The 13523-nt window shown below is 67.6% G+C and carries 11 protein-coding genes; 5 read left to right on the top strand and 6 right to left on the bottom strand.

What is annotated here, in order from left to right; genetic code table 11:
• Window positions 1-79: 79 nt before the first annotated feature.
• Together pepN and AC6EUH_RS08945 are read right to left on the bottom strand one after the other, a co-directional pair.
• Window positions 80-2707 carry an aminopeptidase N gene (gene pepN, locus AC6EUH_RS08950; protein WP_499738404.1) on the bottom strand — a complete coding sequence of 876 codons (2628 nt, stop codon included), beginning with the start codon at window positions 2705-2707 and terminating at the stop codon, window positions 80-82.
• 4 nt (window positions 2708-2711) lie between these two features.
• Window positions 2712-3743 carry a YeiH family protein gene (locus tag AC6EUH_RS08945; RefSeq protein ID WP_499738403.1) on the bottom strand — a complete coding sequence of 344 codons (1032 nt, stop codon included), beginning with the start codon at window positions 3741-3743 and terminating at the stop codon, window positions 2712-2714.
• 179 nt (window positions 3744-3922) lie between these two features.
• Between AC6EUH_RS08945 and AC6EUH_RS08940 the strand changes: the two genes are divergently transcribed.
• The 3 genes from AC6EUH_RS08940 (at window position 3923) to AC6EUH_RS08930 (ending at window position 7329) form a co-directional block, all read left to right on the top strand.
• Window positions 3923-5479: a circularly permuted type 2 ATP-grasp protein gene (locus AC6EUH_RS08940; protein WP_056429975.1), complete on the top strand. Its 1557-nt coding sequence runs from the start codon at window positions 3923-3925 to the stop codon at window positions 5477-5479.
• Between the two features lie 75 nt (window positions 5480-5554).
• Window positions 5555-6481, top strand: coding sequence for an alpha-E domain-containing protein (locus AC6EUH_RS08935; RefSeq protein WP_024366688.1), 927 nt, complete (start codon window positions 5555-5557; stop codon window positions 6479-6481).
• Window positions 6478-7329 carry a transglutaminase family protein gene (locus tag AC6EUH_RS08930; RefSeq protein ID WP_499738402.1) on the top strand — a complete coding sequence of 284 codons (852 nt, stop codon included), beginning with the start codon at window positions 6478-6480 and terminating at the stop codon, window positions 7327-7329. Before AC6EUH_RS08935 ends, AC6EUH_RS08930 begins: the two co-directional genes overlap by 4 nt.
• Window positions 7330-7419: 90 nt before the next feature.
• Here the strand turns inward: AC6EUH_RS08930 and AC6EUH_RS08925 are convergent, their stop codons facing one another.
• On the bottom strand, window positions 7420-7908 hold the full coding sequence (locus AC6EUH_RS08925) for a pyridoxamine 5'-phosphate oxidase family protein (RefSeq protein WP_056429367.1): 489 nt from the start codon (window positions 7906-7908) through the stop codon (window positions 7420-7422).
• A 170-nt stretch (window positions 7909-8078) separates the two neighbouring features.
• Here AC6EUH_RS08925 and AC6EUH_RS08920 point away from each other — a divergent pair, with 170 nt between their 5' ends.
• Entirely contained in the window at window positions 8079-9779 is a 1701-nt protein-coding gene (locus AC6EUH_RS08920) for a sensor histidine kinase (RefSeq protein ID WP_499738418.1), read from the top strand.
• 80 nt (window positions 9780-9859) lie between these two features.
• Here AC6EUH_RS08920 and AC6EUH_RS08915 read toward each other — a convergent pair whose 3' ends face one another.
• A complete protein-coding gene (locus AC6EUH_RS08915) occupies window positions 9860-10588 on the bottom strand; it encodes a response regulator (RefSeq protein ID WP_499738401.1) in 729 nt (242 codons plus the stop codon).
• Window positions 10589-10934: 346 nt separating this feature from the next.
• Here AC6EUH_RS08915 and AC6EUH_RS08910 point away from each other — a divergent pair, with 346 nt between their 5' ends.
• Window positions 10935-11396, top strand: a complete 462-nt coding sequence (locus AC6EUH_RS08910) for a universal stress protein (protein ID WP_056429371.1) — start codon at window positions 10935-10937, stop codon at window positions 11394-11396.
• Window positions 11397-11453: 57 nt separating this feature from the next.
• Here the strand turns inward: AC6EUH_RS08910 and AC6EUH_RS08905 are convergent, their stop codons facing one another.
• Window positions 11454-11924 carry a pyridoxamine 5'-phosphate oxidase family protein gene (locus AC6EUH_RS08905; protein WP_056429373.1) on the bottom strand — a complete coding sequence of 157 codons (471 nt, stop codon included), beginning with the start codon at window positions 11922-11924 and terminating at the stop codon, window positions 11454-11456.
• A 68-nt stretch (window positions 11925-11992) separates the two neighbouring features.
• Complete coding sequence (locus AC6EUH_RS08900; RefSeq protein WP_056429374.1) at window positions 11993-13456, bottom strand: SDR family NAD(P)-dependent oxidoreductase; 1464 nt, start codon at window positions 13454-13456, stop codon at window positions 11993-11995.
• Between the last annotated feature and the right edge of the window lie 67 nt (window positions 13457-13523).

Raw genomic sequence — 13523 nt, 5'->3', positions numbered from 1 at the left:
CACCACAAGTGGCCGCTACACCGACCCGCTTAGCGGCCGTACGTGTCAGATGGGTGGCCGGGCGCCTCGCATACAGCGGTTACGGAGCAGCGGACGGGGTGTTCGCGGGCAGCGCCTGCGCCTCGAGGGCGCGGTGCAGGTGGCTGCGCTGTTCGATGATGATGCGGCGCAGTGCCCGCGGGGCGTCCTGGTGTCCGGCAAGCCACTCATCCGTCCGGATGATGACGGGGTGTGAGTCCGGGGTGCCGCCGCCGAGGTCCTGCCCTGCCGGGTAGAGCCCGCGGACGATCCGGCTGGCAATCTCGATGCTGCGCCCGGCCCATACGTCCTCCAGGCAGTCGAAATACCGATCAGTGAAGCCCTGCAGCAGCGCCGCCGGGCCGGTGTTGAAACCGGCGATGGTCGCGCTGAGCAACTGGTTGGACAGCGACGTGCCATGCACGGCCTCATTCCAGGCTGCCTCCTTGACCGCCGCATCCGGGCGGGCTGCGAGGGCGGTGGCATGCCCGGATTTGCCGGCGGCAGTGTTGTCCCTGCTCAGCTCCCCGTCGAGCTGCTCGGCGGTGGCTTGCCCGTGGGCGGCCAAGGCGTGCCAGAGGTTCCACCGGAGCTCCGCATCCACGGACAGGCCCTCAATGACCGTGCTGCCGTCCAGGATCCCGCGGAGCAGGTCGAGCCGGCTGTCATCGAACCGGCTGGTCGCGGCAACCGTGCGCGCCCACGCCAGCTGCTGGTCGGACCCCGGTGCGGCACGCTGGAGCTCGTCGGCCGCCATGGACAAGAACCCGCGGCGGACACCGGCCCGCTTCGCCTCGGGGACGTAGCGTTCAATGGCCGTGGAGGCATTGCCCAGGACGTTCAGCAGCACACCGATGCCGGCCTCCGCGGGACCGAAGCGCTGCACGGCGTCCACGTACAGGGCGGACGGCGTGACGGCGTCACGCGCGGAATCCCAGAGCGCGGTCCAGCACAGGGCCCGGGCCATCGGATCCGTGAGTGAACTAAGCGAGTTCCGGACCGTGGCCTCGGAGCGCGGGTCCAGCCGCACTTTGGCGTAGCTCAGGTCATCGTCGTTGACCAGCATCAGGGCCGGCCGCGGCCTGCCGGCGAGGGCCGGCACGTCGGTCCGGGCGCCGGTGACGTCGGTCTCGACGCTGTCCGTGCGGACCAGGGCGCCGGCGTCGTCCATCTCGTACAGGCCGATACGCAGCCGGTGCGGCCGCGGCTCCTGCCGGCCCGTCGTCGGGTCCTCGGCGTCCTGGAAAAGGGTGACGGCACCGAGGACGCCGTCGTGCTCTTCAATCCCGGTGGTGAGGGTGGAGATGCCCGAGGTCTGCAGCCACTGGCGGGCCCAGTCCGCGAGGTCCCGGCCGGAGGCGGCGCTGAGCGCGGCGAGCAGGTCGGCCAGGGTGGTGTTCCCGTAGGCATGGTCCTTGAAGTACCGGCGCGAACCGGCGACGAAGGCCTCGAAACCCACGTACGCGACCAGCTGCTTGAGCACCGAGGCGCCCTTGGCGTACGTGATGCCGTCGAAGTTCTGTTTGGCTGCCTCGAGATCGGGGATGTCGGCGACGATCGGGTGCGTCGTCGGCAGCTGGTCCTGCACGTAGGCCCACGCCTTGCGGTTGTTGGCGAAGTTCACCCAGGCTGTGTCCCAGTCCGTAGTGCGGTCCACGCCGAGGGTGCCCATGTAGTCCGCGAAGGACTCCTTGAGCCACAGGTCGTCCCACCACTGCATCGTGACGAGGTCGCCGAACCACATGTGGGCCATCTCGTGCAGCAGGGTGTTGGCGCGGGCCTGGTACTGCGAATCCGCGGCCCGTGAAGTGAAGACGTAGTTTTCCGTGAACGTCACCAGGCCCGGGTTCTCCATGGCGCCGAGGTTGTACTCGGGCACGAAGGCCTGGTCGTACTTGCCCCACGGGTACGGGAAGTCGAAGAGTTCGTTGAAGAAGTCCAGGCCGTTCTTGGTGAGGGTGAAGAGTGCCTCGGGGTCGAAGGACGGCGCCATCGAGGCACGGCAGTAAAGGGCCAGGGGCACGTCCAAGACGGATCCGTCAGTGAGCGTCCCGCGCCAGGAGTCCTCGGCCTTGAAGTACGGGCCGGCCAGCACCGTGGTGATGTAGGTGGACATCGCCTTCGTGGGGGCGAAGTCCCAGCGGCTGGTGTCGGGATCGCTGGTGAGCTGCGCGCGCCGGGTTTCGACGCCGTTGGAGGACACCTGCCAGGCTGAGGGCGCCATGACGTGGAAGGTGAATTCCGCCTTCAGGTCGGGCTGCTCAAAGTTGGCGAAGACCCGGCGGGCGTCGGCGGGCTCGTACTGGGTGTAGAGGTAGCACTGGCCGTCGGCGGGGTCGAAGAAGCGGTGCATGCCCTCCCCGGAAGTGCTGTACAGCGCGGTGCCCGTGACGGTGACCTGGTTCTCCGCCTGGAGGTTGTCCAGCCGGATCCGGGAGCCGTCCACGACGTCGGCGACCGGGAGTCCCTTGCCGTTGAGGAAGACGCTGTGCACCTGGCTGCTGATGAAGTCCAGGAACGTGGAGGACCCGGGTTGGCCGGCGGAGAAGTTGATGACGCTGCGGCTCGTGTACCCGGCGACGTCCGGATCCGCAGCCTGGCGGACGTCCAGGGAGACGTCGTAGCTGTGGGTGGTAATCAGGGCTGAGCGGGTTGCGGCTTCATCGCGGCGCAGGTTCTGGTTCGACACCCAGCTATCTAATCATGAGGAACGCGGCGCCCAGCCCCAGCGCGGCAATCAGCAGCCACGACGCCAGAGCGGCCAGCAACGCCCGCGCCCCGGTGTGGATCAGCTGGCCCACCCGCACCGCCGATCCGAGGCCGAACAGCGCCATCCCCAGCAGGATGTCCTGAAGCACCGCGGCGGCGTCGAGCACGGCGGGGGAGAGCCAGCCCGTGGTGCGCAGCGCCGCCAGGGCGACGAAGCCGAGGACGAACAGCGGGACGATGGGCGGCCGCTTCAGGCCGGTGCCGGCGTCGGCGGTGCTGCGGTGGTGCAGGCCCGCGGCGGCGACCATGGGGGCCAGGAGGATCACCCGGGTGAGTTTCACGACGACGGCGACCGCCAGTGCCGAGGCCCCGGCGGTCTGCGCGGTGGCCACCACCTGTCCGACGTCGTGCACGGACGCCCCGGCCCAGGCCCCGAAAACCTCCGGAGTCAGGCCCAGCGGCTGGATGAGCAGCGGGAGCACACCGATGGCCAGGGTGCCGCACAGTGTCACCAGGGCCACCGGGAGCACGGTGTCGTGCTGCCGGATCCGGCGCACCGCGGCCATCGCCCCGATGGCCGAGGCCCCGCAGATGGAGAAGCCGGTGGCGATCAGCAGCGACACGTGCGGCGGCAGCCGGAACAGCCTGCTGATGCCGTAGGTTCCGGCGAAGGCGGCCAGCACCACGCCCGTGATCAGCAGCAGCGCGCTCCAGCCCAGGCCCAGCACGTCCACGAGGCTGACTTTCAGGCCGAGGACCACGATTCCGGCGCGCATCAGGTGCCTGCCGGCGAAGTCCAGACCTGGCCGGCCCGGGCCCGCCGTCCAGCCTGACAGCCCCGGGACGTTGGCGGCGAGGAGCCCGAACGCCACGGCCAGCGTCATCGCCGGGAGCACGGGAACCAGGGCGTGGACGGTCAGCGACAGCACGACGGCGGCTGCCGCGGCCAGCAGCCCGGGGACCAGGCCCGGCAGCGGCTTGGCCCTGGGCAGCGGGTGGGGAATTTTCGGTGGCACGCACCAACCTTGCCCCAACTGCGCGGAAAAGCCCGCACGCGCCACGGCGGCCGCCCCGCGGTCAGCTCCGGTTTCCGGCCAGCGGACAGCGCCACGCCCGGCGGATTCCTGCTGCCCGGCGCCACGCTCCGGCGGGCATGGAAATGATTTCGCAACAAAAAGGTGATTGTCTAGTGACCATGTCTGACCTATTCCAGGATTACTCCGTGGCCGCCGAACGTACCGGCGCCTACGACGAGATGTTTACCCCCGGGCAGGAGCCCAGGAAGTCCTACGGGCAGGTTGCCGGGGCTTTGCGTGAACTCTCGCTCGCTGATGTCACCGCCCGCGCCGATTCCATGGCACGGACCTTCCTGGACCGCGGCGTCACGTTCGACTTCGCGGGGGAGGAGCGGCCCTTTCCGCTGGACATCGTGCCGCGCGTCATCCCGGCCGATGAGTGGACCGTGCTGGAGCAGGGCGTCGCGCAGCGCGTGCGGGCGCTGGAGGCGTTCCTCAACGACGTCTACGACAAGATGGCCGTGGTGACCGACGGCGTCATCCCGCGCCAGCTCGTCACCACCAGCGCCCACTTCCACCGCCAGGTGCACGGCTTCGAGCCGGCCGGCGGCGTCCGCGTCCACATTTCCGGCATCGACGTCGTCCGCGACGCCGCCGGGACCTTCCGTGTCCTCGAGGACAACGTCCGCGTGCCCTCCGGCGTCAGCTACGTCCTGGAGAACCGCCGCGCCATGGCCAAGGGCCTGCCCGAGGCATTCGGCCAGCAGCTGATCCGGCCGGTCGAGGAATACCCGCGCCGGCTCCTCTCCGCCCTGCGCAAGACGGCACCGTCAGGCGTCGACGACCCCACCGTGGTGGTCCTGACCCCCGGCGTCTTCAACAGCGCCTATTTCGAGCACACCCTGCTCGCCGGCCTCATGGGCGTGGAACTCGTCGAGGGGCGCGACCTGATCTGCCGCGGCAACCGCGTCTACATGCGCACCACCGCCGGTGAGCAGCGCGTCGACGTGATCTACAAGCGCATCGACGACGAGTTCCTGGATCCGCTGCAGTTCCGGGCCGACTCGATGCTCGGCTGCCCGGGCCTGGTCAATGCAGCCCGCGCCGGCGGCGTCACCATCGCCAATGCCGTGGGCAACGGCGTCGCCGACGACAAACTGGTCTACAGCTACGTCCCTGACTTGATCCGCTACTACCTCAGCGAAGAGCCCGTGATCGCCAACGTGGATACGTTCCGGCTGGAGGAGAAGGAAGCCCGGGAAGAGGTCCTGGACCGCCTGGACGAACTGGTGGTCAAGCCCGTGGACGGTTCCGGCGGCAAGGGCCTCGTGATCGGCCCGGATGCCTCCAAAGACGAACTCGATGCGCTGCGCAAGCGCGTCATCGCGGACCCCCGCGGCTGGATCGCGCAGCCGGTCCTGCAGTTGTCCACCGTGCCCACCCTCAGCGGCGACAAGTTCGGCCCGCGGCACGTGGACCTGCGCCCCTTCGCGGTTAACGACGGCGACGACGTCTGGGTCCTCCCCGGCGGGCTGACCCGGGTGGCGCTCAAGGAAGGCTCCCTGATCGTGAACTCCAGCCAGGGCGGCGGTTCCAAGGACACATGGGTGCTGGCGGATTCCCCCGAGGTGCCCGTGGAGACCCTGCCCCGCCAGGCCATCACGGTCCGCGAACGGGTTTCGGTCTGGCCCGTCGAAAGCAACTGGCGCGATAGCCAGAAGGAGCAGCAGCAATGACCCCCGGCACCCTGCCACACACTGTTCCGCTGACCTGCCCTTTTCAGATTTCCGATGCGCTGGAGGTAACCGCGAATGCTTAGCCGTATCGCCGAGTCACTGTTTTGGATCGGCCGCTACGTCGAACGGGCCGACGGCACCGCCCGGATCCTCGACGTCCACCTTGAGCGGCTCAACCACCTGCCCATGGAGGAACAGCGCAGCGTGGCGCAGGAACTCCTGGCCGTGATGGGCGCCCGGGCGCAGAGCGAGGACTTCGGCCTGCCGGAACTGCTCAACGCCCTCGCCTATGACAAGCAGAGCGCCACGTCCATCGCCGGTTCCCTCGGCGCGGCGCGGGAGAACGCCCGCCGCGCCCGGGAAACCGTGTCGTCCGGGCTCTGGGAGAGCCTGAACACCACGTATTACGGGCTGAACCAGCACCGCAAGGACGTCGTGGGCACCTACCGATTCTGCAACTGGGTGCTGGAACGCACGGCCATGGTCAGCGGCCTCGCGGACACCACGGTCAGCCACGACGAAAGCTGGCAGTTCCTGGTCCTGGGCCGCTCCCTGGAACGCGCCGACATGACCGCCCGGATGCTCTCCACCCGGGACGTGCTCTCCGCCGGGATGTCGTGGGTGAACATGCTCCGCTGCGCCGGCGCCTACGAATCGTTCCTGCGCACCCGCCGGGCAGCCTTCGGCGACCAGCACGCCGCCGAGTTCCTGCTCCTGGACCGTCTGTTCCCGCGCTCCATCGTGTATGCGCTGCGTGACGCCGATGAATGCCTCGCGAAGCTGGACCCCTCGGCCCAGCGCGTCGGCTTTATCAATGACGCCCGCCGGATCGTGGGCCAGGCCCGCACCTTCCTCGAGTTCCACCGCACCGACGACCTGATGTCGGAGCTGCCCGAGCACATGGAACGTGTCCAGAAGGCCGTCTCGCAGGCTTCGGACGCCATTTCCCGTAAGTACTTCAATCAGGCAGACGAACTGGCCTGGGTGGGAGAAGTTTCATGACCCGGCTGAGTATCATCCACAAGACGGCGTACAAATACAACAAGCGGGTCACACTGTCCTACAACGAGGCCCGGATGACCCCGCTAACGGACCCCCAGCAGGTGGTGCTGGAATCCTCGCTGAAGGTCTCGCCGTCCCAGGCGTCGTTGAGCAGCTACCGCGACTACTGGGGCACCCGGGTCACCGCCTTCGACATGCAGATGCCGCACGAGCACCTGGAAGTCCTGTCGACCACCACAGTCGAGGTGCACCGGGTGGAGCGGATCCCGGCCGAGGCGGACATCGTCGGCTGGGACGTCCTCGACTCCCCGGACACCCTCAACAAGTTCAGCGACTGGATTCCGCAGTCGCAGCTCACCGGGCCGGGCACCGAAGTGCTCGGAATCATTCCCGGCGTCGTCGGGGACCGCAACCCGCATGAGGCCGCCATGGCGATCTTCGAATGGATGCGCGGCGAAATGACCTACATGAAGGGCTCCACCGGCGTCACCACGAACGCAGAACAGGCCTGGAACCAGCGCCAGGGCGTCTGCCAGGACCTGGCGCACCTCGCCATCGGCGCGCTGCGGAGCCGGGGCATCCCTGCCCGGTATGTGTCCGGTTACCTGCACCCGCGGTCGACGGCGGACCTCGGCGAGACGGTCGCGGGACAGTCCCACGCCTGGCTGGAATGGTGGGACGGCGAATGGCGCAGCTGGGACCCCACCAACCACAAACCGGCCGGCGATTTCCACGTGACTGTGGCACGCGGCCGGGATTACCGCGACGTGCCCCCGCTTAAGGGAATCCTGTCCGGCGGGGGCGGCTCCGCCCTCAGCGTCACGGTGGAGATCACCCGCCTGGCCTGATTCCCGACCTCATCTCGCTGATGCGCTATCACCTAATGCTGTTCTGAGGCCCCAGAACAGCAACAAGTGATAGCGCAACGGGTTTAAGTGTTATTCCAGGCCGGAGCGGGTGGCGTCATCCAGCGGCGTCCACCAGGTCAGCGGGGGGACCACCTTGAAGCGGCGTCCCGTAACGGTGTCCGGAGTGATCCGGACGAAGTGTTCCTTCTTGCCCGCCTGCCACGGGAACAGGAGGAGCCCCACGGTGTCCAGGACCTCCTGCTGGTTCTGCACCGGTGCTGCCTGTCCCTTGATCACCACACTCCAGGCGACGCCGGAGTCAGCGTCGATACCGTCGGCCTCCAGTGCCACGGGTGTGTCTGCCGTGGCCGCCTGCAGCTTGGTGCCGTCCGCCGTGCGGAACACCAGAGTGCCGTGGTCCACCTTGTAATTGATCGGGAAGATATCAGGATGGTCATCCACCCACACCGCGAGCCGACCCACGCTGACGCCGCGTAGCAGACGCCAGCATTCATGGTGGTCAAGGTTCTCAACTTCGTGTGCCTGCTGGTGTTTGCCCGGGTTGGGATCAGTACTCATGCCGCCGAGCCTACGCCCGCCCGGCGGCAGCGGGGTAGGGGATAAGGTCACAATCCCGGGCAGATCGTCCGGCTACCCGGGTCTTTGTGCCCGCCACGGGGTATTCTGGCATCACCATCGTCAGCGTTGACGATCGTCGCGTTCGTTTGTATCGAATTGGGGCCATGAGCATGCATTCAATGGGGGACCGCCCGGACCAGACCGCCACGGAGCCACAACCCATGGTTGACGGTGTCCTCCGGGGTTTCGTGTCCAGGGCCGAGGAACTCCTCCAGTCCCAGGAACGCATGGCCGGGCTGCTGGAAGCAGTCGTGGCTGTCGCCGAGGACCTCAGCCTGGACGCCGTGCTGGAGCGCGTGGTGGAGTCCGCCTGCCGGCTTCTTCATGCCCGCTATGGCGCCTTGGGCGTCATCGGCGATGACCGCGCACTCAGCCACTTCATCACTGTCGGCATTGACGAGGAACTCGCCCACCGGATCGGGCCGCTGCCAACCGGCCACGGCGTCCTGGGTCTGCTGATTTCCGAGCCCCGGCCCCTCAGGCTCCATGACCTGCGCCAGCATCTGGAATCCTACGGCTTCCCGGCGAACCATCCCCCCATGAAGTCCTTCCTCGGTGTCCCGGTGCGGGTCCGGGACGTGGTCTTCGGCAACCTCTACCTGACGGAAAAGGAAGACGGCAGCGACTTCACGGCCGAGGACGAGGGCCTGGCCGTCGCGCTGGCCGCCGCCGCGGGCGTGGCCATCGAGAACGCCCGCCTCTATGACGACGCCCGGCGCCGGGCCCGCTGGCTGGAAGCCTGTATGGACGTTTCCGGGCTCATGCTCAGCAGCGACCGCGACTACACCTCCGGGGGACTGGATCCCATCGCCAGCAGGGCACTGCAGGAATCCGGCTCCCAGCTCGCGCTGCTGGTGGCGGCCGCCGGGGACGCCTCGGGCCATATTGTGGCCGGCGTCGCCGGCAAGCGTGGTTCACAGTTCTCCGGCCGCTCTCTGCGACTGGATTCGCCGCTGCTGGAAAGTGTCCTCGAAGGCGGAGAGCCTGTTGTCCTTGAAGACGCCTCCGCTCTGTTCGGAGAGATCGACGGCGGGATCACCGGGCCACTGCTGGCGGTGGCGCTGAGCACGCAGGGAGCGCATCACGGGCTCCTGGTGCTGGTCCGGGATCCGGACGCGCTCCATTTCGCCCGCACGGACATCGAAATGGGGGCCGTCTTCGGTTCCCATGTGGCCCTCGCCCTTGAGCTTGCCCGCGTCCACCGGCTCCGGGAGGAGCTGCTGGTGTTCACTGACCGGGACCGCATCGCCCGTGACCTTCACGATCTTGTCATCCAGCGGCTGTTCGCGGCGGGACTGAGCGTCCAGAGCCTGACCCGCTTCACCAAGGACGAGCTCGCCACCGAAAGGATCCGAACCATCACCGGTGAGCTTGACGAGGCGATCCGGAGCCTGCGGGACACCATTTACTCGCTCAAGAGCAGCAGCGGTGAAACGGAACTGCTCAGCGGCCGGATCCGGCGGGTGACCCGCAGCTCGGCGAAGTCCATGCCGTTCACACCGCGGCTGACCCTGACGGGCCCGGTGGACGCGGTCACGCCGGACAAGGCGGACAATGTTGTGGCCGTGGTCTCGGAGGGCCTCAGCAACGCCATCAGGCATTCCGGGGCGGATGCCATCTCCGTGTCGGTCGGCGTCGTCAAGGGGCGGGTCACGGTTGTCATCACGGACAACGGTGCGGGCTTCGCCGAACCGGAAAAGCGCAGGGGACTGGCCAACCTGGAAGACCGCGCCAGGATGCTTGACGGCGAATGCTCGATCGTCAGCGCCCCGGATACCGGCACGAGCCTTGAGTGGTCGGTGCCGCTCTAGGAGCGGACATCCTCAGGTGCGCTGTCAGGATGCGCGGTCAGGATGCGCGGTCAGCTACAGCCGCGAGCGGCGGCTGCCGGCTAGCGGACGCTGTGGGTGCGGTGACTCTCGGCCTGGCCTGCGGGTTGCACAGGCGACGCCGGTCCGGCGATGAACACGGCGGCTTGGGTCCTCCGTTCGAAGCCCAGCTTGGCCAGCAGTGAGGAGACATAGTTCTTGACCGTCTTCTCCGCAAGGAACATTTCCGCAGCGATCTGGCGGTTGGTGAGTCCGCCGCCCACCAGCTCCAGCACCCGGCGCTCCTGGGGTGTGAGGGAAGACGTCCGGGGGTCCACTTCTTCAGCCTCCACCAGGCTCTCCACGACGCCGGCGGCTACGCCCTCCTCGAAGAGCGACTCGCCTGCCGCCGCCCGGCGCAATGCACCGATCAGGTCCGTGCCGCCAATTTCTTTCAGGACATAGCCCCTCGCGCCAGCCAGGACGGCCCCGCGCAGCGCTTGTTCGTCGTCGAAACTGGTCAGAATAATGCAGTTCAGCGATGGGTCTACCGAGCGCACGTCACGGCAGACCTCAATTCCGGTCCCGTCCGGAAGCCTGGCATCCAGGACACAGACGTCAGGATGAAGAGCGGGAATCCGGCGGGTCGCCTCCACGGCTGAACCCGAACTTCCCACCACCTGGAAGCCTTCACCCTCAAGAAGCTCCTGAAGGCCGCGCCGGACGAGTTCGTGGTCATCCAGGATGAAGACACGTATGACGGCCCGCGCCCCGTCGGGTGCAGTGAGACCTGCTTCTGCCCAGGCAATCATGATTCTCCCTCCGGCGGCTTGCGCCGCCACATATGGTGCGGTGGTCCCCAGCCTGTCCGCAGATCATACCTGCGCGTCCGCTGACTCCATTGTCGCCGACTTGGGCGCCGCTGTCGCTGTTCGCCCTGGTCGCCCGGGAACTGACGGTCCCTGCGGGTTGCCCCCTGCGAGTGGTTTACCACCGACGACTGCAATTCTTGCCCCTGCCGGGGACCCCGGCAAGGGTCCTTGGTCCCGCCGGGACATCTCGTGCAAACCGCGCCTAGGACATATGGCCCTAGCCGTCGTCGTGGCTGGCCGGTCATTGTAGGCTGGACGCGCCAGCTGTACGACGAAGGGATCAGCAATGACCGAAGCCAGGGACATCCGGACCATCGTGGTGGGGGTTGACGGCTCCGATGCTTCGGTGGAGGCGCTGCGCCAGGCACAAAGCCTCGCCGGGCCGCTCTCGGCCACGCTGGTCGCCATGGCCAGCTGGGACGTCCCTCCCGTGTACGACGGTTACGTCGCCATGGGCATCGACGACTTCGACGTCCGTGCCGGCGAAATCCTCCAAGAGACAGTGGACAAGGCATTCGGGGCGGCAAGGCCCGCCAACGTCGAAACGCGGCTCGTGCAGGGGCACCCGAGGTACACCCTGATTGAGGCCAGCCGGGACGCCGACCTGCTGGTGGTGGGCCGCCGCGGGCACGGAGGCTTTGGCGGAATGCTGATCGGATCCGTGAGCTCTGCGCTGGTGGCCCATGCCCATTGCCCCGTACTGGTGGTCCATTCTCCGGAAACGAAGGCGGCCAAAGCCGCCAAGTAGGCGCCCGTGGAAATTTCCGGGGGGGGTAGTAGTGCGGTCCTGCCGGTCTGATGCCGCCTATTCGAACGAAGCCCGGCGGGGATCGGAGAGCCGGGTGGCCCACATGTCAGGCCGGTTGACCTTGAACCGGCGCCCGGTCATGGCCTTGGGGGCAAGACGCACGTAGTAGTCCTTGTCGCCCGGCTGCCACGGTTCGAGCAGTTGTTGATCGACTGCGTCCTTTTCCTGCTGGCTCTCGATCAACTGTGCTTCGCCGCGGGCCACAACGCTCCAGGCCTGCTGTTCGTGGGCATCATAGCCGTCGATCTCGAAGGCGACCGGCTTGGCCGTCATCGCGGCCCACAGTTTGGACCCGCCGGCGGTGCGGAACACAATGGAGCGGCGCTCCAGCGCGAAGTTCACGGGAAAGATCTCCGGATGGCCGTCCACGATCAGGGCGATCCGCCCCACAACTTCCGTTTCCAGAAGTGTCCAGCACTGGTCAAGGGACAGGCCAAAATCGGGCGCGGGCGTGCTCTCTGTGTTCATGTGGACCCACGTTACGGTCTGTCCCGGCACCCCATTAGGGCCATAAGGCCCGCACCGGACGCCGCCGCCTACCAGGGGCTCGGCTTGTAGTCCTTCAGGAAAACGCCGTACTGGTCCTCGCCCGATTCGCCCATCACGATCGGATCGTAGACCCGGGCAGCCCCGTCGACGAGGTCGAGGGGGGCGTGGAACCCTTCCTCCATAAGGCGCACCTTGGTGTAGTGCGGGCGCTCATCAGTGATCCAGCCGGTATCGACGGCGGTCATGAGGATGCCGTCGGCGTCCAGCATCTCCTGGGCGCTGGTCCGGGTCATCATGTTCAGCGCGGCCTTGGCCATGTTGGTGTGCGGGTGGCCCGGGCCTTTGTAGGCGCGGGAGAACTGGCCTTCCATGGCGCTGACGTTCACGATGTACTTCCGCTTGGCGGTGGAGCGTTTCATCGCGCCCCGGAGCCGGCTGACGAGGAGGAAAGGCGCGGTGACGTTGCACAGCTGGACTTCGAGCATCTCGAGGGGATCCACCTCGTCCACCACCTGGGTCCAGCTGTTGATGGCGGCCAGGTCCGGGACCAGGCCGCCCGCGTCGATGGCGGTGCCGGCGGCGATCCGCTCCAGCGAAGCGGAGCCGGTGGAGAGCGCCAGCGAGGTGATGGCGTCGCCGGCCAGCACCGGGTGCTCCAGGACGGTGCTGGCCAGGGCCAGCGGGTGCTTGTCGTGGGCGTGCCCGAAGGTCACGAGTTCCGGCCCGCCGTTGGCGGCCTGCAGGGCCGCGGGTAGCGGTTCGTCCTCGGCGTCGACCAGCGGCTTGTACGCGTTGCCGGAGCGGCGCACGGTCTGGGCCGCGTTATTGATGATGATGTCGAGAGGACCCGCCGCGTCCAGGGAATCTGTCAGCGCCATGACCTGGGCGGGGTCGCGCAGGTCGATGCCCACGATCCGCAGCCGGTGCAGCCACTCGCCGCTGTCCTCCATGGCTGCGAAGCGCCTCGCGGCGTCCTTGGGGAAGCGGGTGGTGATGGTGGTGTGGGCGCCGTCGCGGAGCAGACGCAGCGCGATGTACATGCCGATTTTCGCCCGGCCGCCGGTAAGGAGCGCGCGGCGTCCGGACAGGTCCGTCCGGGCGTCCCGCTTGCTGTGGCTGAAGAGGGCGCATTCCGGGCACAGCTGGTGGTAGAACGCGTCCACCTGGGTGTAGTGCTGTTTGCAGATGTAGCAGGGCCGGGACCTGATCAGGTGCCCCGCGATGCTCCCGGTCGTGGACGGGGCGAGCTTATTGCCGCGGGTTTCGTCGTCGATCCGGTCCGGTGCGGCCGTCGCCGTCTGGGCGATCACGGCACGGTCCGCTTCGGCGATGAGATCCCGCTTGCTGACCCGCCGGTGACGCTTGACGGCCTTGAACATCTTGCCGGTGGCCCTGCGCACCGAAACGTAGTCCGGGTGCTCCTCGTCATAGACGTGGATGCTGTTCAGGACCTTGAGGCAGGCCTGGATTTCTTCGGGCGTCAGATCGGACTGCAGATCGGGGGAGCTCATTCCCCCAATTTTACAGCCTGCGGGGAGCCCGGTCCGACGCCGGCACCGGGCTCCCCGCCCTTTATGA

Source organism: Arthrobacter sp. 001422645, assembly GCF_059816125.1.
Note: the sequence above shows the minus strand (reverse complement) of the source record. Positions and strands in the feature narration are given on the sequence as shown.